General features: G+C 67.7%; 23 protein-coding genes and 1 tRNA gene. 11 read left to right on the forward strand and 13 right to left on the reverse strand.

The annotated features are described in order from the left end of the window. Positions 1-40 precede the first annotated feature (40 nt). Positions 41-853, forward strand: a complete 813-nt coding sequence (gene kdgR, locus V3596_RS16275; RefSeq protein WP_334278843.1) for a DNA-binding transcriptional regulator KdgR — start codon at positions 41-43, stop codon at positions 851-853. Beyond that, on the forward strand, positions 840-1,586 hold the full coding sequence (locus V3596_RS16280) for a sulfite exporter TauE/SafE family protein (RefSeq protein WP_334278844.1): 747 nt from the start codon (positions 840-842) through the stop codon (positions 1,584-1,586). The genes kdgR and V3596_RS16280 overlap by 14 nt, the downstream gene beginning before the upstream one ends. A gap of 7 nt (positions 1,587-1,593) precedes the next feature. Here V3596_RS16280 and V3596_RS16285 read toward each other — a convergent pair whose 3' ends face one another. Genes V3596_RS16285 through V3596_RS16295 form a run of 3 tightly spaced genes read right to left on the reverse strand, consistent with a single transcriptional unit; the run spans position 1,594 to position 5,002 of the window. Further along, positions 1,594-2,850 carry a cyclopropane-fatty-acyl-phospholipid synthase family protein gene (locus tag V3596_RS16285; protein ID WP_334278845.1) on the reverse strand — a complete coding sequence of 419 codons (1,257 nt, stop codon included), beginning with the start codon at positions 2,848-2,850 and terminating at the stop codon, positions 1,594-1,596. Continuing rightward, a complete protein-coding gene (locus V3596_RS16290) occupies positions 2,847-3,635 on the reverse strand; it encodes a DUF1365 domain-containing protein (RefSeq protein ID WP_334278846.1) in 789 nt (262 codons plus the stop codon). The genes V3596_RS16285 and V3596_RS16290 overlap by 4 nt, the downstream gene beginning before the upstream one ends. Further along, positions 3,632-5,002, reverse strand: coding sequence for an NAD(P)/FAD-dependent oxidoreductase (locus tag V3596_RS16295; RefSeq protein WP_334278847.1), 1,371 nt, complete (start codon positions 5,000-5,002; stop codon positions 3,632-3,634). Before V3596_RS16295 ends, V3596_RS16290 begins: the two co-directional genes overlap by 4 nt. 162 nt (positions 5,003-5,164) lie before the next feature. Between V3596_RS16295 and V3596_RS16300 the strand changes: the two genes are divergently transcribed. Next, complete coding sequence (locus V3596_RS16300) at positions 5,165-5,749, forward strand: sigma-70 family RNA polymerase sigma factor (protein WP_334278937.1); 585 nt, start codon at positions 5,165-5,167, stop codon at positions 5,747-5,749. After that, positions 5,746-6,399 carry a ChrR family anti-sigma-E factor gene (locus tag V3596_RS16305; RefSeq protein WP_334278848.1) on the forward strand — a complete coding sequence of 218 codons (654 nt, stop codon included), beginning with the start codon at positions 5,746-5,748 and terminating at the stop codon, positions 6,397-6,399. The genes V3596_RS16300 and V3596_RS16305 overlap by 4 nt, the downstream gene beginning before the upstream one ends. Here the strand turns inward: V3596_RS16305 and V3596_RS16310 are convergent. Genes V3596_RS16310 through V3596_RS16325 form a run of 4 tightly spaced genes read right to left on the reverse strand, consistent with a single transcriptional unit; the run spans position 6,382 to position 9,260 of the window. Next, on the reverse strand, positions 6,382-6,804 hold the full coding sequence (locus tag V3596_RS16310) for a DUF2177 family protein (RefSeq protein WP_334278849.1): 423 nt from the start codon (positions 6,802-6,804) through the stop codon (positions 6,382-6,384). The two genes, V3596_RS16305 and V3596_RS16310, sit on opposite strands and share 18 nt — an antisense overlap. Positions 6,805-6,808: 4 nt before the next feature. Then, a complete protein-coding gene (locus tag V3596_RS16315) occupies positions 6,809-7,453 on the reverse strand; it encodes a DUF6134 family protein (RefSeq protein WP_334278850.1) in 645 nt (214 codons plus the stop codon). Further along, positions 7,450-8,220, reverse strand: coding sequence for a DUF1295 domain-containing protein (locus V3596_RS16320; protein WP_334278851.1), 771 nt, complete (start codon positions 8,218-8,220; stop codon positions 7,450-7,452). The genes V3596_RS16315 and V3596_RS16320 overlap by 4 nt, the downstream gene beginning before the upstream one ends. Further along, the gene (locus V3596_RS16325) at positions 8,217-9,260 is read right to left on the reverse strand and encodes an SAM-dependent methyltransferase (RefSeq protein WP_334278852.1); all 1,044 of its coding nucleotides are present in this window, start codon (positions 9,258-9,260) and stop codon (positions 8,217-8,219) included. Before V3596_RS16325 ends, V3596_RS16320 begins: the two co-directional genes overlap by 4 nt. 217 nt (positions 9,261-9,477) lie before the next feature. Here V3596_RS16325 and V3596_RS16330 point away from each other — a divergent pair, with 217 nt between their 5' ends. The 6 genes from V3596_RS16330 (at position 9,478) to V3596_RS16355 (ending at position 15,695) form a co-directional block, all read left to right on the forward strand. After that, the gene (locus V3596_RS16330) at positions 9,478-9,903 is read left to right on the forward strand and encodes a c-type cytochrome (RefSeq protein WP_334278853.1); all 426 of its coding nucleotides are present in this window, start codon (positions 9,478-9,480) and stop codon (positions 9,901-9,903) included. A gap of 5 nt (positions 9,904-9,908) precedes the next feature. Further along, the gene (locus V3596_RS16335) at positions 9,909-11,330 is read left to right on the forward strand and encodes a cbb3-type cytochrome c oxidase subunit I (RefSeq protein ID WP_334278854.1); all 1,422 of its coding nucleotides are present in this window, start codon (positions 9,909-9,911) and stop codon (positions 11,328-11,330) included. A gap of 11 nt (positions 11,331-11,341) precedes the next feature. Next, positions 11,342-12,148, forward strand: a complete 807-nt coding sequence (locus V3596_RS16340) for a CbbQ/NirQ/NorQ/GpvN family protein (RefSeq protein WP_334278855.1) — start codon at positions 11,342-11,344, stop codon at positions 12,146-12,148. Position 12,149: 1 nt separating this feature from the next. After that, complete coding sequence (locus V3596_RS16345; protein ID WP_334278856.1) at positions 12,150-13,091, forward strand: 4Fe-4S binding protein; 942 nt, start codon at positions 12,150-12,152, stop codon at positions 13,089-13,091. A 3-nt stretch (positions 13,092-13,094) separates the two neighbouring features. Further along, positions 13,095-14,912 carry a nitric oxide reductase activation protein NorD gene (locus tag V3596_RS16350; protein WP_334278857.1) on the forward strand — a complete coding sequence of 606 codons (1,818 nt, stop codon included), beginning with the start codon at positions 13,095-13,097 and terminating at the stop codon, positions 14,910-14,912. 78 nt (positions 14,913-14,990) lie between these two features. After that, entirely contained in the window at positions 14,991-15,695 is a 705-nt protein-coding gene (locus V3596_RS16355; RefSeq protein ID WP_334278858.1) for a Crp/Fnr family transcriptional regulator, read from the forward strand. Positions 15,696-15,699: 4 nt separating this feature from the next. Here the strand turns inward: V3596_RS16355 and V3596_RS16360 are convergent, their stop codons facing one another. Genes V3596_RS16360 through V3596_RS16370 form a run of 3 tightly spaced genes read right to left on the reverse strand, consistent with a single transcriptional unit; the run spans position 15,700 to position 18,375 of the window. After that, a complete protein-coding gene (locus V3596_RS16360) occupies positions 15,700-16,326 on the reverse strand; it encodes a hypothetical protein (RefSeq protein ID WP_334278859.1) in 627 nt (208 codons plus the stop codon). After that, positions 16,323-16,631, reverse strand: a complete 309-nt coding sequence (locus V3596_RS16365) for a c-type cytochrome (RefSeq protein ID WP_334278860.1) — start codon at positions 16,629-16,631, stop codon at positions 16,323-16,325. Before V3596_RS16365 ends, V3596_RS16360 begins: the two co-directional genes overlap by 4 nt. Before the next feature lie 16 nt (positions 16,632-16,647). Beyond that, complete coding sequence (locus V3596_RS16370) at positions 16,648-18,375, reverse strand: cytochrome D1 domain-containing protein (RefSeq protein WP_334278861.1); 1,728 nt, start codon at positions 18,373-18,375, stop codon at positions 16,648-16,650. Between the two features lie 194 nt (positions 18,376-18,569). Between V3596_RS16370 and V3596_RS16375 the strand changes: the two genes are divergently transcribed. Continuing rightward, complete coding sequence (locus V3596_RS16375; protein WP_334278862.1) at positions 18,570-20,543, forward strand: TonB-dependent receptor plug domain-containing protein; 1,974 nt, start codon at positions 18,570-18,572, stop codon at positions 20,541-20,543. Between the two features lie 89 nt (positions 20,544-20,632). Here the strand turns inward: V3596_RS16375 and V3596_RS16380 are convergent. From V3596_RS16380 to pepN, 3 genes are all read right to left on the reverse strand, one after another. Continuing rightward, positions 20,633-20,708, reverse strand: a tRNA-Thr gene (locus tag V3596_RS16380). A 54-nt stretch (positions 20,709-20,762) separates the two neighbouring features. After that, a complete protein-coding gene (locus V3596_RS16385) occupies positions 20,763-21,782 on the reverse strand; it encodes a class 1 fructose-bisphosphatase (RefSeq protein ID WP_334278863.1) in 1,020 nt (339 codons plus the stop codon). Further along, the gene (pepN, locus tag V3596_RS16390; RefSeq protein WP_334278938.1) at positions 21,779-24,478 is read right to left on the reverse strand and encodes an aminopeptidase N; all 2,700 of its coding nucleotides are present in this window, start codon (positions 24,476-24,478) and stop codon (positions 21,779-21,781) included. The genes V3596_RS16385 and pepN overlap by 4 nt, the downstream gene beginning before the upstream one ends. Positions 24,479-24,594 lie beyond the last annotated feature (116 nt).

Below are 24,594 nucleotides of genomic sequence, written 5' to 3' on the forward strand. Positions count from 1 at the left end.
CCAGATTGTTTGAAACACCAGACCGAAGAAATCAAAACGCATGGACGACGATTCGATTGACGTCAGCAAGCAGCAGCCGGAGTCGGTGGCCGCGGTTCTCAAGGTGTTCGCGATCCTGCAGGCCTTGTCCGAGCAGCGCGACACCGGCATTTCCGAGTTGTCGGTGCGCCTGGCCATGCCCAAGGCCACGGTCTACCGCTTCCTGCAGACCATGATGACCCTGGGCTATGTGCGCCAGGAAGCCGGCAGCGAGCGCTACGGCCTGACCATGCGCGCTTTCGAGCTGGGCGCCAAGGCGCTGCAGTATCCGGAGCTGATCGACCTGGCCAAGCACCACATGCAGATGCTGGCCGACGCCACCGGCGAGACGGTTCACCTGGGCACGCTGATCGACAGCGAAATCATCTATGTGCACAAGGTCGATTCGCGCCACATGCTGGGCATGTACTCGCGCGTCGGACGCCGGGCGCCCATCCACTGCACGGCCATCGGCAAGGTGCTGATGGCCTGGGAGCACCCGGAGCGCCGCGACCGTGTCTTGAAGGGCGCCGAGTTCAAGCGCTTCCGCGACAAGACCATCGTCGAGCCGGCCGCCTTCCTGGCCGAGCTGCAGCGCGTCAAGGCCCAGGGCTTTGGCGAAGACCGCGAGGAATTCGACGACCACATCCGCTGCCTCGGCGTGCCCATCTTCGACCGCCTGGGCCAGCCGATTGCCGGCATGAGCGTCTCCTTCCCGACCTTCCGCTACGACGAGGCGCGCGAGCCCGAGATCGTCAAGATGCTGCAGGACGCCAGCCGCGACGTTTCGACCCGCCTGGGCTGCACGCGCTTCCCGCTGGATGCTGCCGGCTGAAGCAGCGCTGCTCGCCTGCGCTGCCTTTGCGGCCGGCGTGCTCAATGCCATTGCCGGCGGCGGCAGCTTCCTTACCTTCCCGGCCCTGGTCTTCTGCGGCGTGCCGCCGATTTCGGCCAATGCCACCAGTGCGCTGGCCGTCAGCCCGGGCTACTTTGGCAGCACGCTGGGCTTTCGGTCCGAGCTGAACGCAATGCCGCGCCAGCGGCTGTGGCGTGAGGGCTTGATCGCCTCGTTGGGCGGCGTGGCCGGCGCCTTGCTCCTGCTCATCACGCCGGGCAAGCTGTTCTCTGGCCTGGTGCCGTGGCTGCTCCTGTTCGCTACCCTGATGTTCGCTCTGGGGCCCTGGCTCCTGAAGCGGCTGGGGCAGGGGCAAGACCTGGCACGCTGGCGCACGCCGGGCCTCCTGCTGGTGGCCATCTACGGCGGCTACTTCAACGGCGGCCTGGGCATTCTCCTGATGGCGCTGTACCTGCTGACCGGCGAGTCCGATCTGCATCGCGTCAACGCGCTGAAGAACCTCAATTCCCTGGTGCTCTCCTGGCTGTCGGTGGCAGCCTTTGTGCTGGCTGGTGCGATTGCCTGGGAGCCCGGCCTCCTGATGATGGCCGCAGCCACGGCCGGGGGCTTTGCCGGCGCGCGGCTGGCCAAGCGGATGTCCGTCGCCTGGGTGCGCGGCGTCGTCATTGCCACCGGCCTCGTGATGAGCGCCTTGTTCTTCGCGCGCGGCTGAGGCCTTATCACCCGCGCAGCGTCAGAAGGTGGACGTCCACCCGGCCGGTGTTGAAGCCCGCTTCGCAGTAGCAGAGGTAGTAGTGCCACAGGCGCTTGAAGTCGGCGTCGAAGCCCAGCGGTTCGATCTCGCTCCATTGCGCGAAGAAGCGCTCGCGCCATGCCTCCAGCGTGCGCGCATAGCTGGAGCCGAAGGCTTCATTGCTGACCAGGCTCATGTCGACCCGCGCCGCCTGCTCGTGCAGCGCCGCCACGCTGGGCAGCATGCCGCCGGGGAAGATGAAGGTCTGGATGAAGTCCGGCGTCAGCCGGTACTGCTTGAACACCTCGTCGTCAATCGTGATCGCCTGCAGCACAGCATGGCCGCCCGGCTTCAGCCGGTTGCGCAAGGTATCGAAGTAGACCGGCCAGTAGCGCTCGCCCACGGCCTCGATCATCTCGATGGAGACGATGCGGTCGAACTGGCCTTGCACGTCGCGATAGTCCTGCAGGCGCAGCTCGATGCGGTCGCTCAAACCGGCGCGGGCCACACGCTCCTGCGCATGGGCAAGCTGTTCCTTGGACAGCGTGAGCGCCGTCACATGCACATCGCTGCGCTGCGCCATCGCCACCGCCAATGCGCCCCAGCCACAGCCGATTTCCAGCACGCGGGCGCCGGGTGGCAGTGATTGCAGGTCGAGCAGCTCGCAGATCCGCTCGAGCTTGGCGGCCTGGGCTTGTTCCAGTGTCTGTGCCTGCTGCTCGTAGAGCGCACTGGAATACAGCATCGACGGATCCAGCCACTGGGCATAGAAGGCGTTGCCAAGGTCGTAATGCGCGGCGATGTTGCGACGGCTGCCGCGGCGGGTGTTGGCGTTCTTCGCATGCAGGAAGCTCAGGCCCTTGCGCACCAGCGACGTGCCGACCAGCGAATCGCCCCAGCTCGAGTCATTGGCAATGCCCAGTTCGAGCAGGGCGGTGAGGTCGGGGCTCGTCCAGTCGCCGTCGCGGTAGCTGCGGGCCAGGCCCAGGTCGCCCTGCGTGAACAGGCGCAGCAGCGGGCGCCAGCGCGAGAGATGCAGCACCGCGTGAGGGCCGGCTTGCGTGCCATGGGCATCGAGCCGGGTGCCGTCCGGCAGTTCGATGGCGATGGATCCTGCGACCAGCCGCGTCAGCAGCTTGCTCAATGCCTCGCGGGCCCAGCCATGCAGGGGCCGCGCGACCCAGGAGACCGGGCGGCGGCCCGCCACCGGCGCCCGTGCCGAGGTGATCGATGTGTTCATCATGCTTCTTTGCTTTCCACGAGGGTGTAGGCGGCGCCGCTGGCGGCCCGGTGGCGATACAGGGGGGCTTTCTTGAACCAGAGTCGCAGCGCCTCCCAATGGATGGCGGCAACGACCTTGAGGCCGATCAGCGGATGCGTGGCACACAAGCGCAGCAAGGCGCTGTCGGTCAGTGGCCGGGCTTGTGCCGCGTAGTGCGCCACCAGCATCGGGCCGTCGGCGTCGCGGGTATTGATGGAGAGGCTCAGGCGGTCCTCATCCGGCGTTTGCGTACGAAACTCGTACTGCATGTCCATGCCGAGAAAGGGCGAGACATGGAATGCCTTGGCGCAGTGCTGGACGATGGTCTCTCCGGGCTGCACGGCTTCGCGCAGCGGGATCAGGTAGCTGTGGCGCTCGCCAAAGGTGTTGTGCACTTCGTAGACCATGGCCTGGAGTGCACCATCCGTCCGATGGCAGAAGTAGACCGAGATCGGATTGAACTGATGGCCCAGCATGCGCGGCGTGCAAAGCAGGTCGATGCGACCGCCCAGCGGCAATCCGGCCTTGGCGAGCTCCTGTTCGATCTGCTCACGCAGCGGCCGGTCGCTGCCGTCACCATGGTCGCGCACATGGAAGCTGAAGAGATTGAAGCGGCCGAGCGAGAACCAGCGCAGCCGCTTGGCCAGGGCGGGTATCTCTTCCAGGTCCAGCAGCAGCGAGAAGACGCGGTAGCTCAGCCGATGGCGCAGCGGCCGCAGCCGCTGATGGCTCACACGGCCGGCGTAGATCGCGCTGCGCACGGTCATGCCGGCACCCTGGACCGCGCCCGCAGCGGGATGCGGCCCGACTCATTGGCAACCTGCCAGGGCCTGCGCACACCGCCCAACTCTTCCGCCACGGCGAGGCCGGCCTGCAGGCCATCTTCATGAAAGCCCGAGCCGAAGTAGGCGCCGCAGAACCAGGTTCGTTGCTGCCCTTGCAGGCTCCACAGGTCGCGCTGGGCGCGCAGGGCCGCGCTGTCGAACTGCGGATGTTCGTAGACCTCGGTGCGGATCAGGTGCTCGGTACCGGGCTCGCGCGTGGGATTGAGCGTCAGGAACAGCGGGTGGGCCATCGGCAGGTGCTGCAAGGCGTTCATCCAGTAGGTGACGCTGAGCGCATCGGCCTGCGAGCGGCTGGCAGCATAGTTCCAGGCCGACCACACGCGGCGGCGGCGCGGCATCAGGCTGGCATCGCTGTGCAGCACGGCGAGGTTGCGGCTGTAGCGGAAGGCGCCGAGCAGCTGTTGTTCCTCGAACGTGGGCCGGCTCAGCAGCCGCAGCGCCTGGTCGGCGTGGGTGGCGATCACGACATGGTCGAAGCGCCGCGGCTCGGCCGACAGGTCGGTGCCGACCCAGGCACCCTCGCCGTTGCGGTGCACCGAGGTCGCGGCGCAGCCCAGGCGCACGCCGGGGCCGATCGCATCAAGCATGCGGTTCACGTAGTTGCGGCTGCCGCCGACCACGGTGCGCCAGGGTTCGCGCTGACCCAGGGTCAGGAGCTGATGGTTTTCGCAGAAGCGGATGAAGGCTTCGGTCGGATAGTTGCCGATGGCAGCCGGTGAGGCCGACCAGATGGCCGCCGCCATCGGATAGAGATGGTCGTCACGCAGCGCGCGGCTGTAGCCGCGCAGGTCGAGATAGTTGTCCAGCGGCAGGAGGCCGAACTCGGCGGCGTCGCCGGGCGCCTCGCGGTAGAAGCGCACCAGCTCGCGCAGCATGGTCCAGAAGCGCGGGCGCAGGAGATTGGCGGGCTGGGCGAACAGGCCTGACAGGCCCGAGCCGGAGTATTCGAGATCGCCTTCGTCCAGGCTGACCGCGAACGACATGTCGGTCGCCTGTGTCGGCACCTGCAGGTGCTTGAAGAGCGCCGTGAGATTGGGGTAGGCCGCCTCGTTGTAGACGATGAAGCCGGTATCGACCGCGAGGGGTGCGGCGCCGGCCACCGGCACGTCCACGGTATTGCTGTGCCCGCCGGCGCGCGAGTCGGCCTCATAAAGCGTGACTCTATGGCGCTGGGAAAGCAGCCAGGCGGCCGACAGGCCCGAGATGCCACTGCCGATGACCGCCACGTCGAGGCCGCGGCCGGCGGCCGCCTGCATCGCTGGGATCTTGCTCGCCGGAATCTCGCGCATCGGTTTTCTTTCGTTGGATAGGGAGCGTTGCGGCTTCTACGCAAGCAGCCGGTTTTTGGATCGCTCATGATCTAATCCGGCCGTCTTCGCGTATCAGGGCCCATGATCGCCGTGAGACAGTCTCCTCCACCGCAGCCAGGTCGGCCACATCTGACCGTCGTGATGTCGCCTGCCGAGCCTGCCAATTCCTCGCCTGCCGAAAACTTCGATGCGCTGCTGCTGGCGGTGGCGCAAGGCGAGCGCGCGGCCTTCGCAACGCTGTTCACGCATTTCGCGCCCCGTCTCAAGACCTGGCTGATGCGCTCCGGCAGCAGCGACACCCAGGCCGAGGAGCTGGCGCAGGAAGCCCTGGTCAAGGTCTGGCGCAAGGCCGCGCAGTTCGACCCGGCGCAGGCCGGTGCCTCGACCTGGATCTTCACGATTGCCCGCAACCTGCGGGTTGACCTCTTGCGCCGCCAGGGCCTGCCGACGCAGGAACTGGACGAAGCCGCACTGGCCGAATTGCCCGACCTGGCGCCGCCACCCGACGAGGCCCTGCATGCGCAGCGGCGCGAGCGACGGGTGCGCGCGGCGATGGTGCAGCTCACTGCCGAGCAGGCCCAGGTGATACAGCTCTCCTACTTTGATGATCAGCCGCATGCGCGGATCGCTGAAATGCTTGGCATTCCGCTGGGCACGGTGAAGTCCCGCATCCGCCTGGCCCTGAACCATTTGCGCCGCCTGATCGACGGCGCCGAAGCACCATGATCCGCCACCACCCCGATGATTCCCTGTTGATGGCCCAGGCGGCCGGCCGCCTGGACAGCGGCTCGGCCCTGGTGCTGGCCACCCATGCCGAGCACTGCGAGCAATGCCGTGAGCGGCTGCGCAGTTTCGACGTGCTGGGCGGTGTCTTGCTGGAGCAGCTGGAGCCGACCGCGCTGGCCGAAGACGCGCTGAGCCGCGCGCTGAGCGCCATCGACGCGCCCGAAACGCCGCCGCCGCACCGGCCCACGCCGCTGCGCCGCGCGGCCTTGCCGGAAGGGCGGGCCTGGCCTCGCGCGATGGAAGGCTGTGCCATCGGCCCCTGGCGCTGGATGGCGCCCGGCATGCGCTTCAGCCGCGTCACGCTCCCCTGGGACCTGCAGGCCAATGTGATCCTGCTGCGCATTGGTGCCGGCAAGCTGCTGGCCCGCCACACGCACAGCGACAGCGAATTGACCCAGGTGCTGCACGGCAGCTTCCACGACGGCCGCGCGCTGTTCTCGGCCGGTGACTTCGATGCCACCGACGACAGCATCCTGCATCAGCCGGCCGTGGAGCCGGGTGGTGAATGCGTGTGCCTGGCGGCGGTCAGCGGCCGCCTGGTGTTCGAGAGCCGGGTGGCCCGGACCTTCGGTTCACTGATCGGTATCTGAGGCGCGCGCCACGCGCCAGCCGAGCAGCGCCGCGAGTGCCGTGGCGCTGCTGCCCCAGGCCAGGTCGGCCAGCGTCACATGCCAGGCCCAGCCCACAAGCGTGGCCTGGTTGGTCAGGTCGTAAGTGGCGTAGCAGATGAAGCCGAATGCCGCACCGCGCAGCAGCGCCGTGCGGCCGCTTTTTGCGGCGAGTGCGGGCGCGACGGCAAAGCCGACGATGCCGGCCAGGTAGATCACATAGAACAAGGCCGCTGCCAGCCAGTCGATATCGGTGCGCATCAGGCTGCCTAGCGCGGGCCGGTACAGGCGCTCACCCATCAGCGTCAGCCAGCAGGCGTCGAGCAGCAAAAAACCGCCGGCGCAGGTGGCGTAGGCGGTCAGCAATTGGCGGGGTTTGGTGGTCATGATGTCAGCGCAATCGGTATTGAAGCATGCGACCGCCGCGCACCTGGGAGTCCAGGGCCAGCCAGTCGCCGGTGGGTGAATACGAAAGTTCGATCGGAGCGTCGACGCCGCTCAGGCGCCAGCGCTGGGCCGACTGCTCCTTGCCGCGCACCTCGACCGCTGCATCCGGCAGGCGCGCGAGCTGCACGGTTTCGAGGCGGCCGTTCTGCGAGTTGAGCAGGCGCGTCGGCGCCAGGGTGCGCAGGGCGGGGTTCCAGTAGGCGAAACTCATCACGCAGCCACTGAGGGCTGGTGCAGGCGGCTTGCCCTGGACCTCGACGCGCAGGCCCTCGGCCTCGCTGCGAGCCTGCACGCGGCTCGGCTTGCCATCATCCTGCGTGCTGGCATCCATGCGGCTCAGGCAGTCGCCGCGCCAGCGCTCGGTGGCCTCGTGCTGGTAGCGGTAGACAACGAGGCCCAGGAAGCGAACCTCGAAGGCCGCGCGGGTGCTGAGCACCTGCTCCTCACCCTGCTGCTTGAGCGTGAAGCGGTGATTGCCTATGGGCTTGCCATCGAGCCGCACCTCGAAGTCCCAGACCTGCTCCTGCGCCTGTGCGGCGGTGCCGAGCAGGGCAGCCAGCAGGATCAATGCGGGTTTCATGGTGCTCATCGCGGCAGCTTTCTCGGCGGACCCGGGAAGAAGGCATTGGTCGTGGCCAGGTAGCGCGCGTACTCGGGACGGCGCTCGGCAATGTCCTGCTCCAGGAGGGCCACGCCGGAGACGCGCAGGAGCAGAAAGCTCATCAGCAGCGGTGAGACCAGCGTCCACCACGTGGGCGCCAACAGCCACAGGCCCCACCACACGCAGGCTTCGCCGAAGTAGTTGGGATGGCGCGAGTAGCGCCACAGGCCCTGGTCCATCACGCGGCCCCGGTTGCTCGAGTCGGCGCGGAAGCGGGCCAGTTGGGCGTCGGCCAGGGCCTCGCAGGCGATGCCCGCCAAGGCGAGCACAGCGCCGATGCCGTCGAGCCAGGAGAGCGGTCGTGCGTCGTGCAGGCCGGCCAGCAGGGGCAGGGCCACGATGCAGCCCAGCACCGCCTGCAGGCCAAACACCAGGTACAGGCTCTTCAGCGCAAAGCCGGGGTCGTTGCGCTGGCGTATCGCCGCGTAGCGCCTGTCCTCGCCATGGCCCCAGTTGCGCCAGCTGATGAAGAGGCTCAGCCGGGCGGCCCACAGCAGGCCAAGCGCCAGGATGATCAGGCCACGGGCATCGAGCGCGGGTCCACCGAACGCCAGGGCCAGCACCGGCGCCATCACCAGCCAGGACCAGAAGCGGTCCACGAGGCTCGCGTCCCGCTGCCTGACGCTGGCGCCCCAGGCGAGCAGGGCCAGCACGAAGCCGGGCAGCAGGACTTGCAGGGCTTGAGTGATGCTCATGCCTGACTGGACTTGTTCTTCTCGAACAGGTAATGGCTGACCCACCATTGCTGGCCCTGGCGATAGCCGAACAGCTCGGCCACGGCGAGGAAGAATAGGCGCCAGCGGTTCCACCACAGCTTGGCTTCGGCGCCATAGACCTCGTCGAACAGCGGCATCAGCGTGCTGCGCTGCGCGTCCATGCGCTTGAGCCAGGCCTCGGCGGTGCGCTGGTAGTGCGTGCCATCCCAGCGCCAGCGCTGCACGAGGTGCAGGTCATCCTGGCATTGCAGGGCCAGGTCGTCGCTGGGCATCATGCCGCCGGAGAAGAAGTAGCGGCTCATCCAGTCGCTGGCATCCTTCTCGACGAAGGGGTAGGGCGCCTCGCGATGGGCGAACACATGCATGAAGAAGCGCCCCTCGGGCCGCAGCCAGGTCGCGATCTGGGCAAAGGCTCGCGGCCAGTTGCGCAGGTGCTCGAACATCTCGATGGAGACGATGCGGTCGAACTGGGCTTCGGTCGCGAAGGCGTTGAAATCCTGCGTGATCACGCGCACGTTGGTGAGCTTTCGCTCGCGCAGCTGCGCCTCGATGAACTCGCGCTGCGAATGGGAGTTGGACAGGGCGGTGATGCGGCTGTTCGGGTAGCGCTCGGCCATCCACAGCGTCAGCGAACCCCAGCCGCAGCCCAGCTCCAGCACGTCCTGGCCGTCGATCAGGCCGGCCCGCTTGCAGGTTTCGGCCAGGGCGGCGACCTCCGAGGCTTCCAGCGTGTCCACGCCCGAAGGCCACCAGCCGCTGCTGTACTTGCGATGCGGACCCAGCACCGCCGCGAAGAACGCAGCCGGCAGCTCGTAATGCTGTTCATTCGCCTTCTCGGGCAGCAGGGCCAGCGGGCTTTCGCGCATGCGCTGCAGGAAGGCCTGGGTCTGCTCCGCCACGGCGACGGCATCGCCGCTGGCCACCTCGGCCAGCCGCTCTTTCAGCAGTTGCCGGATGCCCAGCCGTGTGATGCCGTCGGGCAGGCGGCCGTTCTCGATCAGGGTGATGGCGGTTTGCATGCAGGTCTCTCCGGGTAGGCCGCCGGCGGGCGGGATGCCGGCGGGCGAAATGTCAGCGGGCGTCGTCCATCTGATACGCAGGCAGCGTGGCCTTGGATCAGGCCAGCCGGACCAGGGCACGCTCTAAATCTGACTTTCTTATCCAGGTTCAAGGAAATCCCGCGGCCGAATTCCTACGCTGCTGCCATCTGAAACAAGTCTGCTCGAAAGGACTGTCATGGCCCGTGGCTTCACCAGCCAGATGGCACGCAACATCTTCTACGGAGGCTCACTGTTCTTCGTGCTGCTGTTCGCGGTGCTGATCCTGGATACCGAGAGAAAGATTCCTGAACGCAGCAAGGCGGCCGAGATCACGCCGGCCGTGGTGCGCGGCAAGCACATCTGGGAAACCCGCAACTGCATCGGCTGCCACACGCTGCTGGGCGAGGGCGCCTACTTTGCGCCCGAGCTGGGCAATGTCTACAAGCGTCGCGGCCCCGACTTCATCAAGGCCTGGATGCAGGCCCAGCCCACCGGTGCGCCGGGTCGGCGCCAGATGCCGCAGTTCCACCTCAATGAGCAGCAGCTCGAAGACCTGGTCCAGTTCCTCAAGTGGACCAATGGCGTCGACACCGAGCAGTGGCCTCCCAACATCGAGGGCTGAACCAGATGAAACCCGCAACACTCAAGTTCAAGTCGCAGTCGGTCGCCCGGCTGTACTTCACCGGCGCGCTGGCGCTCTTCGTGGGCCAGATCGTGTTCGGCGTGCTGCTCGGCCTGCAGTACCTGATCGGCGATCTCGCCTTCCCATTCGTGCCCTTCAACATCGCCCGCATGGTTCACACGAACCTGCTGATCGTCTGGCTGCTGATGGGCTTCATGGGCTCGGCCTACTACCTGGTGCCCGAAGAGGCCGAGACCGAGCTGTGGAGCCCCAAGCTGGCGGTGGCGCTGTTCTGGATCTTCCTCGCAGCCGGTGCCGCCACCATCCTCGGCTATCTGCTGGTGCCCTATGCCACGCTGGCATCGGCCACCGGCAATGACCTGCTGGCGACCATGGGCCGCGAGTTCCTGGAGCAGCCGCTGCCCACCAAGCTCGGCATCGTGGTCGTGGCCCTGGCCTTCCTGTTCAACATCAGCATGACCGTGCTGAAGGGCCGCAAGACCGCCATCACCCTGGTGCTGCTGATGGGCCTGTGGGGGCTGGCGCTGATGTTCCTGTTCAGCTTCGTCAACCCGAGCAACCTGGTGCGCGACAAGATGTACTGGTGGTTCGTGGTCCACCTCTGGGTGGAAGGCACCTGGGAGCTGATCCTCGGCGGCCTGCTGGCCTTCGTGCTGATCAAGACCACCGGCGTGGACCGCGAGGTGATCGACAAGTGGCTGTACCTGATCATCACCATGGCCCTCGTGACCGGCATTCTCGGCACCGGCCACCACTTCTTCTTCATCGGCCTGCCGGGCTACTGGCAGTGGGTGGGCAGCGTGTTCAGCGCGCTGGAGCCCGTGCCCTTCTTCATGATGACGCTGTTCGCGTTCAACATGGTGCAGCGGCGCAAGCGCGAGCATCCCAACCAGGCGGCCGTGCTGTGGGCCGTGGGTTGCGCGGTGATGGGCTTCCTGGGTGCCGGCCTGTGGGGCTTCATCCACACGCTGAGCCCGGTCAACTACTACACGCACGGCACGCAGGTCACGGCGGCCCACGGCCACCTGGCGTTCTACGGTGCCTATGTGCTGGTGGTGATCGCGATGATCAGCTATGCCATGCCCATCCTGCGCGGCCGCGAGGCCAACTCGCGCCGGGCCCAGGGCTTCGAGATGTGGAGCTTCTGGATCATGACCATCGGCATGGGCGTGATGGTGCTGGCCCTGACCGGCGCCGGCATCCTCCAGGTCTGGCTGCAGCGCATGCCCAGCGAGGGGGCGATGAGCTTCATGGCCACCCAGGACCAGCTGCGCTTCTTCTACTGGGTGCGCATCGCCGGTGGCGTGATGTTCCTGGCCGGCCTGCTGACCTACCTGGCCAGCTTCTTCATCGGCGCGGGCGCCGATGAAGACGAACTGCCGGCCGGCAGCCTGCAGGCGGCCTGAGGAGCGCAGCGATGGAAATGCAGAGCGCCCGCAGCCTGGCCGCCACGCCCTTCTATGCCGAGCAGGCGGACGAATGCGCGCTGTTTGCCCAGGCCCACGCGGCCCGGCTGCCGCTGCTGATCAAGGGCCCGACCGGTTGCGGCAAGACGCGCCTGGTGGAGCACATGGCGGCCCGCCTCGGCCGGCCGCTGATCACGGTCAGCTGTCATGACGACCTGAGCGCCGCCGACCTGGTGGGCCGCCACCTGATCAGCGGCGGCGACACCCGCTGGTGCGACGGCCCGCTGACCCGCGCGGTGCGCGAAGGCGCGATCTGCTACCTCGACGAGGTGGTCGAGGCGCGCAAGGACACGACCGTGGTTCTGCATCCGCTCGCCGACGACCGGCGCATGCTGCCGCTGGAGCGCACCGGCGAGCTGATCCCGGCCGCACCGGGCTTCATGCTGGTGATCAGCTACAACCCGGGCTACCAGAACCTGCTCAAGGGCCTGAAGCCGAGCACGCGCCAGCGCTTCGTGGCGCTCGGCCTCGCGTACCCGGCGCCCGAGGTCGAGCGCGGCATCGTTGCCGCCGAAAGCGGCTGCACGGCCGAGACCGCGGCGCGCCTGGTGCACCTGGCCGAGGCGCTGCGCCGGCTCACCGAACAGGACCTGGAGGAAAGCGCCAGCACCCGGTTGCTGGTGATGGCCGCGCGCCTGGCCGTGGCCGGCATGCCGCTGCAGCGGGCCGCCGAGGCGGCCATCGTCGACGCCCTGACCGACGACCCGGAGACCGTGGCGGCCCTGCACGAGGTGCTGGCCGCCGTGCTGGGCCCTTGAGATGACCCCGCTCCCGATGGCGCGGCTGCAGCAACTGCGCCGCGCCACCCAACTCGGCTTTTTCGCGCTGTTCCTGCTGGCGCCGGCGCTGAACCTGTTCCGCTTCGATCTCAGCGAAACCCAGCTGTGGGTGCTGGGCATGCGCTGGAGCCTGGGCATCACCGCGCTGCAGCAGCACCAGGTCAGCCCCACCGAGGCGGCGCTTTCGCTGGTCCTGCGCGGCATCCTGCCTGCGCTCCTGTTCGTGGCCGCCTTCCTGGCCGTGGCCTGGCGCTATGGCCGCATCTATTGCGGCTGGCTGTGCCCGCATTTCTCTCTGGTCGAAGGCCTGAACGGAATGCTGCACCGGGCCAGTGGCCGCTTCAGCCTGTGGGACCGCCAGACCAGCCTGCGTGCCGGCCAGGCCCCGCAGCGCCGCTGGTGGCCGCTGTTCCTGCTGAGCTGCCTGTTCTTCGGCTTTCTCTGGTCCATCACGCTGCTGACCTACCTGCTGCCGCCGGCGCGCGTGTGGTCGCACCTGCTGAGCGCCAACCTGAGCGCGGGCGAGGCCCGCTTCATCTTCATTGCCGGCGGCGCCTTCACGCTGGAACTGCTGCTGGCTCGGCACCTGTTCTGCCGCTTCGGCTGCGCGGTGGGCCTGTTCCAGAGCCTGGCCTGGATGGCCAACCCGCGGGCCCTGGTCGTGGCCTTCGACCGGCGCCGTGCGCGCGAGTGCCGCGACTGCAGCACCGCGCAGGCGCCCGGAGGCAGCGCCTGCGACACGGCCTGCCCGATGCGCCTGCATCCGCGCAACATCAAGCGGATGATGTTTTCCTGCGTGCAATGCGGCCAGTGCCTGACCGAATGCGAGAGCACGCACGCCGGCAATACCCCCAATCTGCAATGGACCGTGGGCCTGGACGCGGTCCGCGAGACGCTGCGCCAGAAGGCGCACAAGGACTGACACATGGAAGAGTGGGTGGGCGAGCGCTGGCACCGATTCATCACCCGCGTGGCCGACCGCAGCCATGCAGCCGAAGCGGTAGAGCTGGCCGAGGTCGAGCGGGCCGCCGGCCTGCTGTTCCGCGCGGCCGGCGGGCCGCCCGGCGTGCGCCTGGTGCCGGCCTCGGCCTCGCGCAGCGGCGGGCCGCGCGACTGGCTGCAGCGCCTGGCCGGCGCAGGGCAGCGCGTGCAGCGCGCGCAGCTGGACCCCGAGACCCTGGCCCTGCCGCCGCGCATCGCCGTGTTCGACGAGCGCGCGCTGAACCGCGACCTCTATCTCTGGCTGGCTGCGCTGGCGGCCGTGTTCGAGCCGGCGCAGGGCTGGCTGGCTGACAACCAGGCGGCCACGCAGCGCCTGCTGGCGCAATGCCCGGGCCTGCTGCCACGCTGGCAGCGCCTGCTGGCGGCGCAGCTGGCCCTGCGGCCGCGCGGCCTGCACGGCGCCGCAGCGCTCGACGAGGCGACCGTGCAGGCGGCCCTGAGGGGCGAGCCGCCCGGCAGCGGCGCACCGCGCTGCGATGCGGTTGCTCCGGTGTGGGTCTGGCTGGAATCGCTGCCGGCGCGCGCGCCCGGCGCGTCGCGTGCCAAAGGCGAGCGAGCCGCGGGCGGCACCCGTGCCCCTGCAAGCGCCGCCCGGCGCCGCACCCGCGACGCGCAAAAGAGCGGTCAGGAGCGCGCGCCGCTGCTGCTGGCCAGCAAGGTCGAGTCCATCCTGAGCTGGAGCGAGCATGTCTCGCTGGACCGGGGCGAGGATGACGAGGACGACGGCAATGCCCTGGCCGCCGCTGACGACATGGAGGCGCTGACCCTCAGCCGCGATGGCCGCGCCAGCGCCTCGCGCATCAAGTTCGACCTCGACCTGCCCAGCGCCAGCGTCGACGACCAGCCGCTTGGCGCCGCCTTCGGCCTGCCCGAGTGGGACTGGAAGCGCCGCTGCCTGCTGCCGGACCATTGCGCGGTGCAGACCCTGGTGGCAAGACCTGGCACCGCAGCGTATCGCCCGGGTGCGGCCCTGCGCGCCACGGCGCGCCGCACGCGCCGCCAGCTCGAACTGCTGCGTGCCGCGCCACGCTGGCAGCGCGGCTGCGCCGATGGCGAGAGCATCGACCTCGATGCCTGGGTGCGCCATGCGACGGCGGCCCACAGCGAGACCGCGGGCGACCCGCCGGTGTTCGCGCGCCGCCAGCGCGGTGAACGCAGCCTGGCCACCTTGCTGCTGGCCGACCTCTCGCTCTCCACCGACGCGCATGTCAACAACGATGCCCGCGTGATCGATGTGATCCGCGAGGCGCTCTACGTGTTCGGCGAGGCGCTGGACGGCTGCGGCGATGCCTTCGAGATGCTGGGCTTCTCCTCGGTGCGGCGCAAGAACGTGCGCCTGCAGCACCTGAAGGGCTTCGACGAGGCCTGGGATGCACGCAGCCAGGCCCGGGTCGGCGCGGTCAAGCCGGGCTACTACACGCGCATGGGCGCGGCCATCCGCGCTGCCACGCTGCGCCTGGCCGAGCGGCCCGAGCGGCAGCGCCTGCTCTTGATACTGACCGACGGCAAGCCCAACGATCTCGACGTGTACGAGGGCCGCTGGGGCATCGAAGACACGCGGCGCGCCGTGCAGGAGGCGCGCGAGGCGGGCCTGCTGCCGTTCTGCCTCAGCATCGACGAGCAGGCCCACGACTACCTGCCACACCTGTTCGGGCGCCAGGGCTACGGCCAGGTGCAGCGCCCGACCGAACTGCCGCAGCGTCTGGCCGCGGTCTATGCGCAGCTGACACGGGCGGCTTGATCCATATCCATTGACCCGCATCAAGTGCGGCGGACGGCGGGCTCACCACAATGCGGGGTCTTTGCCGAGGAGCACCCCATGGACATGCGAGCGTTCGACGTGCCGCGCTACCTGTCGGTCCTGCCGCTGTTCAGCGACCTGAGCCCCGCCGAGCGGGAGCGTCTGGCGCAGGGTTGCAGCATGCGCCGGCTGAGTCGGGGCGACCTGGTGTTTCGCGTGGGCGAGCCTTGCGAGGAGTTCCACGTCACGGTGCTCGGCCAGATCAAGCTGTTCGCGATCTCGCCCGCCGGGCAGGAGAAAGTGATCGAGCTGGTCGGCCCCGGCCACAGCTTCGCCGAGGCGCTGATGTTCACCGACAAGCCTTACATCATCAATGCGCAGGCGCTCACCGACAGCCTGGTGCTGAGCGTGGGCAAGGCCGCCGTGGTGGCCGAGATCGAGCAAGACCCGCGTTTTGCCATGCGCATGCTGGCCGGCATTTCGCGCCGCCTGCATGGCCTGGTGCACGACGTCCAGGCCTATGCACTGCACAGCGGCATGCAGCGGGTGATCGGCTACCTGCTGCGCGACCAGCAGCCGCAGGACTGCGTCAGCGGTGACATGCTGACGGTCTCGCTGCCGGTCAGCAAGGCCACGGTGGCATCGCGCCTGAGCCTCACGCCGGAGTACTTCTCGCGTGTGCTGCATGAGCTCGAAGCGGCGGGCCTGATCGAGGTCGACCGGCGCGACATCCGCATCCTCGACGTGCGGCGCCTGGAGCGCTACCCCTCGACGCCGGCCTGAGCATTCACGGCAAGGGCTGCCAGCGGCGGATGTCCATGAGGCGCGGCGGCTCGGCGCTGTCGAGCGCCAGCACCAGGCGGCCTCCGCGCTCGATCAGCCGCGCCTGCGCGATATCGACCGCGGGCAGTACGGCAATCGGCCTTCGCACGTTCAGGTGCACGACCACGGCGTCGGGGCCTTGCTGGCCGAGCAGCCAGTCTTCGCGGCCCAGCTGGCGCAACTGGCTCAATGGTCTTGCCAACGGCGTGCGGCGCAGGCCCAGGTAGCCCGGTTCGGCCAGGCCTTCGCCCATGCGGTAGTCATGCACCAGGCCGCGGTAGAGCGGCTCGGCGGCCGGGTCCAGCGAGATTTCCCAGAGCTCGGCCAGACCTTCGAGCAGCACGGCCACGCTGCGACGCGAGGGCAGCGACAGCAGGGCCCGCACCGAGCCTGTGCGGCCCTGAGCGTCCGCCACCGGCCAGCGCTTGAGCAGGCGGCCTTCGCTGTCGCTGAGGCTCAACTGCCCTGGCTGCGCAAGCAAAAGAAAACCGGCCACGCCGAGGCTCGGCGGGCCGGTCGTGGGCTGCGCCTGCAAGGGCAGGGCAGCACAGGCCAGCAGCTGGCAGAGCCGCCGCCGGCCGAGGCTTGTCACTGCTTGAGTATCCAGATGAGCGAGTCCTTCAGGTCGCCATCGGCGATCTTGTCGGCACCGTTGGGCGGCATCGGAATCGGACCGAACACGCCCTTGCCGCCGGAGCGCACCTTCTGGCTCAGCGCGGCCACCGGGTCCTGGCCCTTGTACTTGGCAGCGATGTCCTTGAAGGACGGCCCGACCAGCTTCTTGTCCTTGGCATGGCAGGCCATGCAGCCCCCCTTGGTCAGGGCCTCCTCTGGCGTGGCCGCAGCGGCAGGCATGGCCAGGCCGAGGGCGGTCACCAGCAACAGCATTGCTTTCATCGATGTCTCCTTCCGATCAATACACGTCGTGTTGGGTGTTGTAGACATTGAACTTGCCGGTCGGCGTGATCAGGCGCGGGTCCTTGATCACGGTCTTGAGCTTCAAGGTCTTGTCGTCCACCACCACGATCGCGCTCTGCTTGTCCTTGGCCGACCAGACCGAGAACCAGACTTCGTCGCCCGCCTTGTTGTATTCGGGCTGGACCACGCGCTTGGCGCCGTCGTCCTTCAGGCCCGCCCACTCGGCGATAGGCAGCACCTTGTAGCCCTTGTCGAGCGCGTTGATGTCGAACACGGCCACCGACTGCGAGATCGCTGCATCGGGGTTCAGCGGCGTGTCCGAGTACAGGTGCTTGGACTTCGGGTGCGTCTTGATGAACAGCGCGCCGCCGCCCTGGCCCTTGATCTGCGCCACTTCCTTGAACGCGTACTGCTTGTGCTTGACCGGGTCGGTGGCGACCAGCGAGATGGCTTCGTCACCCAGGTGGCCCGTGCTCCAGACCGGCCCGAACTTCGGGTGGATGAAGTTGGCGCCGCGGCCCGGGTGCGGGATCTTGCTCACTTCCACCAGCTTCACCAGCTTGTCTTCCTTGGCGTCGACCACGGCAATCTTGTTGCTCTGGTTGGCGGCCACCATGAAATAGCGCTTGGAGCTGTCCCAGCCGCCGTCGTGCAGGAAGCGGGCGGTGCCGATCTCGGTGGTCTTGAGCGCATTCAGGTCGGTGTAGTCGACCATCAGCGTCTTGCCGGTCTCCTTCACGTTGACAATGAACTCGGGCCGGAAGTGGCTGGCCACGATGGAGGCCACGCGCGGCTCGGGGTGGTACTCCTGCTTGTCCACGGTGTTGCCGCGGGTGGAGACGATCTTCAGCGGCTCCAGCGTGTCGCCCTTCATGATCACGTACTGCGGCGGCCAGTAGGAGCCGGCGATCACCAGCTTGTCCTCATAGCCCTTGTACTTGCTGGCCTCGACCGAGCGGGCCTCCAGGCCGACGCGGATCTCGGCCACGTTGTCGGGCTTCTCCATCCACAGGTCGATCATGTTGACCTTGGCATCGCGGCCGATCACGAACAGGTAGCGGCCCGAGGCCGAGGTGCGCGAGATGTGCACCGCATAGCCGGTCTTGACGATGCTGATGATCTGCTTGGTGTCGCCGTCGATCAGGGCCACCTCACCGGTGTCGCGCAGCGTGGTCGAGAAGATGTTCTCGATGTTGTAGCTGTTCATCTTCCTGGTCGGGCGTTTCTCGGGCGGCACCAGCACCTTCCAGGTGCCCTTCATGTCGGCCATGCCGAACTCGGGTGGCGTGGGGGCGTCATGCTGGATGTAGCGCGCCATCAGGTCGACCTGCTGCTCGCTCATCTCGCCCGAGGTCTGCCAGTTGGGCATGCCGGCCGGCGAGCCGTAGGCGATGAAGACCTTCAGGTAGTCGGTGCCCTTGCCGACGGTGATGTCGGGCGTCAGCGGCTTGCCCGTGGCGCCCTTGCGCAGCACGCCATGGCAGCCGGCGCAGCGCTCGAAATAGATCTTGCGTGCGGCGTCGAACTCGGCCTGCGTCATCGGCGGTGCCTTGGGGTTGGTGCTTTGCACCATGGGCACGTCGGTGAGAGCGGACGGCGCAGCGTGGTACTTGACGTCGCCTGGGCTGACGTCCTTCTTCTCCTGGGCCAGCGCGGCCAGCGGCAGGGCGGCCAGCAGCAATGCCAGGCGGGTGAGCCGGCGGGTGGTGGGGATGCGCTTCATGACGAACTCCTTGCTCGTGGTTTGTTCTTGGTGCTGGCTGCATGGTCCCGCCATGCGCGGGGTCAAGTCCTTGAACTGGTTCAAGGTCTTGCGCGCTGGCCGGGCTGTGCTGCGGCGAACACGAACTGGATCAAGGCGACGCGCGCCCGACTCCGGGATGCTTGATCTCAGTCACACAGCCATGGAGCAAGCAAGTGAAGAACAAGATGCATCGCGGATTCCCACCGAGCCTGCTGAGCCTGGCGCTGGCCGCCAGCGGCGGCGCCTGGGCCGAGGCCGAACCGGTGCCGGTGCCCGCACCCGCGCCTGAACAACTGCCTATGGTCGTGGTCTCGGCCACCCGCCACGCCATGCTGCTGGTGGACGCGCCGGCGGCCATCAGCGTGGTCAGCGCCCAGCAGATCGCCGCACGCGGCGCCGACAACGTGCTGGAAGCGGTGCGCGGCGAGACCGGCGTTTCCGTCTTCGGCCGCACCATCAGCGGCCGCAAGACGCTCAGCCTGCGGGGCATGGATGCGCGGCACACGCTGATCCTGGTGGACGGCAAGCGCATCGGCGCGAGCGATGGCGTCATCGGCCACAGCGACTTCCAGATCGACTGGCTGAACATGGGCGACGTGGACCGCATCGAGGTGCTGCGCGGGCCGCTCTCGGTGCTCTATGGCGCCGAGGCCCTGGGTGGCGTGGTGCAGCTGTTCAGCAAGGCACCGGCGCGCCAATGGGAGGGCAGTGCGCTGCTGGAGGGCTCGCAGGCCGCAGGCGACCGGGGTGGCGACGGGCGTCGCGCCGCGGTGCGCCTGTCCGGCCCGCTGAGTGAACAGCTGCGTGGCACGCTGAGTGCGTCGGACAGCCGGCGCGATGCGGTGGTGTCGCCGCTGGATGCCCGCATCTCCGACATCGAGGGCCGGCACAAGAAGGAAGCCAGCCTGCGCCTGCAATGGGAGCCGCTGCGCGATCAGGTGTTCGACCTCGAGCACCGCGCCGGCCGCGAGGACCGCGAGGCCTTCGCCGTCGAGAAGAGCGGCAAGAAGCGCGTCTATGAGTCCGACACCGACATCCGGCGCGAACACACGAGCTTCGGCTGGAGCGCCGATTGGGGCGGGGCGAACGAATGGCGCAGCCTTTTGCGCTACTACCAGAGCCGCTTCGAGATGCAGAACAGCCGCGGCAACGGCGTCACGGCGCTGCGCCCGAACACCCTGCTTGATCGGGTGCTGGAAACGCAGGCTTCGATGCGCTGGGACGCCGCGCAGCTGCTGAGTGCCGGCGCCGAGCTGCGCAGCGAGCGGCTCGACAACGTCGGCCTGCCCGGTGGGAGCAGCAGTGCCAGCCATCGCTCGCTGCATCTGCAGGACGAGATCGAGCTGGCGCGCTCGCTGACCCTGACCGCCGGCCTGCGCCATGACCATCACGAACGTTTCGGCAGCCACCTGAGCCCGCGGCTCTATGCCGTCTGGCATCCGGCCGAGGGCTGGACGCTCAAGGGTGGCTACTCGACCGGCTTCAAGCCACCGACCCTCAAGCAGATCACGCCGGGCTACCAGGAGGACGAGGGCCCTTACACCTATGTGTCGCAGCCGGCCCTGCGCCCCGAGACCAACCGGGCGCAGGAGCTGGGCCTGGGCTTCGAGCGCGGCGGCCGGTCGGTGCAGCTGATGGTGTTCGACAACCGGCTGCGCGACCTGATCGTGCCGCAGCTCATCGGCATCGTCGCGGGCCGCCAGACCTATCGCTTCGAGAACATCGACCGCGCGCACCTGCGTGGCGCCGAGCTCAGCGGCCGCAGCGAGCTGGGCGGAGGGTTCTCGGCGCAACTCGGCTATCAGTACCTCGATGCCAGGGATGGCAATGGCCAGCGCCTTGAGAAGCGGCCGCGTCACAGCCTGGGTGCGGCGCTGGATTGGGCCAGCGGGCCCTGGCGCGCCGGCCTGCGCGTCGATCGGGTCATGGACCAGACCATCGCCAGCCCGGTCGTCGGCCAGGCACCATTGCCCCTGCCAGACCTGACCCAGATCAGTGCCCAGCTGTCTCGCAAGCTGAGCCGGCAACTGGACTTGAGCCTGGGCGTCAACAATGCCGGAAACACCATCCTCGCCCAGAAGAGCCCGCTGTTCACCTGGGCCGAAGCGCCGCGCACCTGGCGCCTGAGCCTGCGCGGCCAGTGGTGAACATCGCCGCCAGGCCGGCGGCACTTTGAGGGCATGGCCGCGAGCCAATGAAAAAGGGCCTGACTTGCGTCAGGCCCTTCTTGCTGTTTTGGTGCCGGAGAGATGAATCGAACACCCGACCTTCTCATTACGAATGAGCTGCTCTACCGACTGAGCTACACCGGCTTTTCGAAGCAGCACTTCTGCGCCGCTGCGAGCCCGCGACTATAGCAGAGATTTTCAGCCCTTCGCAAGCGCTTCGAGGTGATAGCTGGTGACGCGCTCGACTTCGTTCTTGGAACCCAGCACCACCGCCACACGCTCATGCAGCAGCGTGGGCTGCAGGTCGAGGATGCGCTCGCGTGCATTGGTGGCCGCGCCGCCGGCCTGCTCGACCAGGAAGGCCATGGGGTTGGCTTCGTACATCAGGCGCAGCTTGCCGGCCTTGTTGGGCTCGCGCTTGTCCCAGGGGTAGAGGAATACGCCACCGCGGGTCAGGATGCGATGCACGTCGGCCACCATGGCGGCGATCCAGCGCATGTTGAAGTCTTTGCCGCGCGGGCCGGTGCTGCCGGCCAGGCATTCGTCGATATAGCGCGTGACCGGTTCGTCCCAGTGGCGCATGTTCGACATGTTGATCGCGAACTCCTTGGTGTCCTCCGGGATCTTCACCTCTTCCTGCGTCAGCACGAAGCTGCCTTGCTCGCGGTCCAGCGTGAACATGGCGACGCCGTCGCCCAGGGTCAGCACCAGCGTGGTCTGCGGGCCGTAGATGCAATAGCCGGCCGCCACCTGCTGCTTGCCGGGCTGCAGGAAATCTTCCTCGCCGACGCCGCGGTGGTTCGTGACCTTGCGCAGCACCGAGAAGATGGTGCCGATGGACACATTCACGTCGATGTTGGACGAGCCGTCGAGCGGATCGAACAGCAAGAGGTATTCGCCCTGCGGATAGCGGTTCGGCACCACATAGATGCCTTCCATCTCTTCCGAGGCCATGGCCGCCAAGTGGCCGCCCCATTCATTGGCTTCGATCAGCACCTCGTTGGCGATGATGTCCAGCTTCTTCTGGATCTCGCCCTGCACGTTCTCGCTGTGGGCCGTGCCCAGCACATCACCCAGCGCGCCCTTGTTGACGCTGATGGAGATGCGCTTGCAGGCGCGCGCCACGATCTCGATCAGCAGCCGCAGCTCCTGCGGAATGTGGCCGTGCTGGCGCTGCTGTTCGATCAGGTACTGCGTGAGGCTGACGCGGCGGGTCATGCAGGCTCCTTCTGTTCGGCCTTGTCGGAAGCCAGGGCGCGCTCGATGATCTCGCGCACATCGCTCGACAGCTCGGCCTTGGCGGCCACGCGCACGATGGCTTCGCGGGCGGCGCTGCGGTAAGGCTCGGCCAGCTTGGTCCAGCGGTCCATCACGCGGGCCAGGCGGCCAGCGATCTGCGGGTTGATCGCATCCAGCGCCAGCAACTGGTCGGCCCAGAACACGTAGCCGGCGGCGTCGGTGCGATGGAAGGCAGCCGGGTTGAACATGCACAGCGAGAAGATCAGGCTGCGCGCGCGGTTCGGGTTCTTCAAGCTGAAGTCAGGGTGCTGCAGAAGCTGGCGCACGCGCGCAAAGGTCTTGCCATCACGCTCGGCGGCGCGGCCTTGCAGCGCGAACCATTTGTCCACCACCAGCGCTTCGTCCTTGAACTGCTGATGGAAGCGGGCGAGCGCGGGCTCGGCCAGTTCGGCATGGGCATTCACGAGGGCCGAGAGGGCGCCCAGGCGGTCGGTCATGTTGCCGGCGTCCTTGAAGCGCTGGTAGGCGCGGCCCGGCCACACCGTGTCGCCACTGCGCTTGGCATCGAGCACCAGCATGGCGAGCGCCAGATTGGCCAGCGAGCGTTTGCCGCTTTGCACCGGGTCGGGCTGATAGCCGCCGCTGACCTGGTTGCCCTCGAAGGCCGCAACCCAGTCGTCGCGCAGCGCGTGGGCCAGCTGGTTCTGTGCAGCATCGACGGCAGCGTGGATCGCCTGCGGGTCGATCACTTCCAGCTGTTCGGCGATATAGGCTTCGCCCGGCAATGTGAGCGCCAGTTCCTTGAAGGCTGAATCGAGCTGGGGATGGCGCAGCAAGCTGCGCATCGCCTCGATGTAGGCGCCATCCAGCACCAGCGGCTTGCCCGAGCGCACCGCGGCGAGGATGCGGTTCAGCGACAGGCGTTGGCCGGCTTCCCAGCGGTTGAAGGCATCGGTGTCGTGCTTGAGCAGCACCAGCAGCTCGGCGTCCGTCAGACCGTCGTCCAGCAGTACCGGGGCCGAGAAACCACGCAAGAGCGAGGGCACCGGGTCGGCGGTGACGTTGACGAAGACGAAGGACTGCGCAGACTGGTCCAGCACCAGCACGCGGTCCGTGCCTGCTGGCTCGGTTTCGCCCTGCAGTTGCAAAGGCAAGACCTGGCCCTCGTGGGAGAGCAGCCCCATGGCGACCGGGATCACCTGCGCGAGCTTGCTGTCCTGGCCGGGGCTGGGCGGGTTGGTTTGCGACAGCGTCAGCGTGTAGGTTTGCGCCGTGGCGTCGTAGGTGCCGCGCGCCTTCAGGTGTGGCGTGCCGGCTTGCGAGTACCAGCGCTTGAAGGCTTCCAGGCGGGTCGCCAGGGCCGAGCCGGGGTTGGCGTCGGCAATGGCCTGCGCGAAGTCGTCGCAGGTCACGGCCTGGCCGTCATGGCGCTCGAAGTAGAGCTTCATGCCCGCCTCGAAGCCGGCGCGGCCGACCAGGGTCTGGTACATGCGCACCACTTCCGAGCCCTTGTCGTAGACCGTGGCGGTGTAGAAGTTGTTGATCTCGACGTAGGAATCGGGGCGCACCGGGTGGGCCATGGCGCCCGAGTCTTCCGGGAACTGCATGGCGCGCAGCTGGCGCACATCCTGGATGCGGCAGACGGCGCGGGCACTCGGCGCGGCCGCCATGTCCATCGAGAACTCCTGGTCGCGGAAGACGGTCAGGCCTTCCTTCAAGGAGAGCTGGAACCAGTCGCGGCAGGTCACGCGGTTGCCGGTCCAGTTGTGGAAATACTCGTGGGCCACGATGGCCTCGATGCGCGCGAAGTCGGCATCGGTCGCCGTGGCCGGCGAAGCGAGCAGGGCGCTCGTGTTGAAGATGTTGAGGCCCTTGTTCTCCATCGCGCCCATGTTGAAGTCGGACACGCCGACGATCATGAATCGCTCAAGGTCCAGCGGCAGCTTGAAGCGCGCTTCGTCCCAGACGATCGAGGCGACCAGCGAGTTCATCGCATGCTCGGTCTTCTCCAGGTCGCCGCGGCGCACGAAGACCTGCAGCAGATGGTCGCGGCCGGCGCGGGTCGTGATGCGCTGCTCGCGCGCCACCAGGTCGCCCGCCACCAGGGCGAACAGGTACGAAGGCTTGGGGAAGGGGTCGTGCCAGACGGCGAAGTGGCGGGTCGCGTCGAGCTCGCCGCTGTCTGCCAGGTTTCCGTTGGACAGCAGCACCGGGTACTTGGTCTTGTCGGCGCGCAGCGTCACGGTGTAGACCGCCATCACGTCTGGGCGGTCCAGGAAATAGGTGATGCGGCGGAAGCCCTCGGCCTCGCATTGCGTGAAGAAGCTGCCGCCCGAGGTGTAGAGGCCCGACAGCGCGGTGTTCTTCTCCGGTGCGCAGGTGTTGCGCACTTCGAGCGTGAAGTCGGCGTCCGGCGCGGCTTCGATCACCAGCTCATGGCCCTCCTGGCGGAAGGAGACGCTTTCGCCATTGATCAGCACGCGCAGCAGCTGCAGCTCCTCGCCATGCAGGCGCAGCGGGCCGTGCGGCACGGCGGTGTTGCGCTCGACCTTCATCTTGCTGATGACCAGGGTCTTGGCCGGGTCGAGGTCGAAGCTGATGTCGACCGTGCGAATCCAAAATGCGGGGGCGACATAGTCTTCGCGGCGGATCAGTGGGGCATTGCCTTCGCGCATATCCATTCCTATAGATGTCTCGTGTTTTCGCGAACCGTGCCTTCCCCAGCGGCACCCGCGGAACTGGCTTTGCCAGGCCGCTGGGTGCGCCCCCTTGAGGGGGAGCCGCGTGAGCG

The sequence above is a fragment of the Roseateles microcysteis genome (genome assembly GCF_036880965.1).
Taxonomy (GTDB): Bacteria; Pseudomonadota; Gammaproteobacteria; order Burkholderiales; family Burkholderiaceae_C; genus JAUASW01.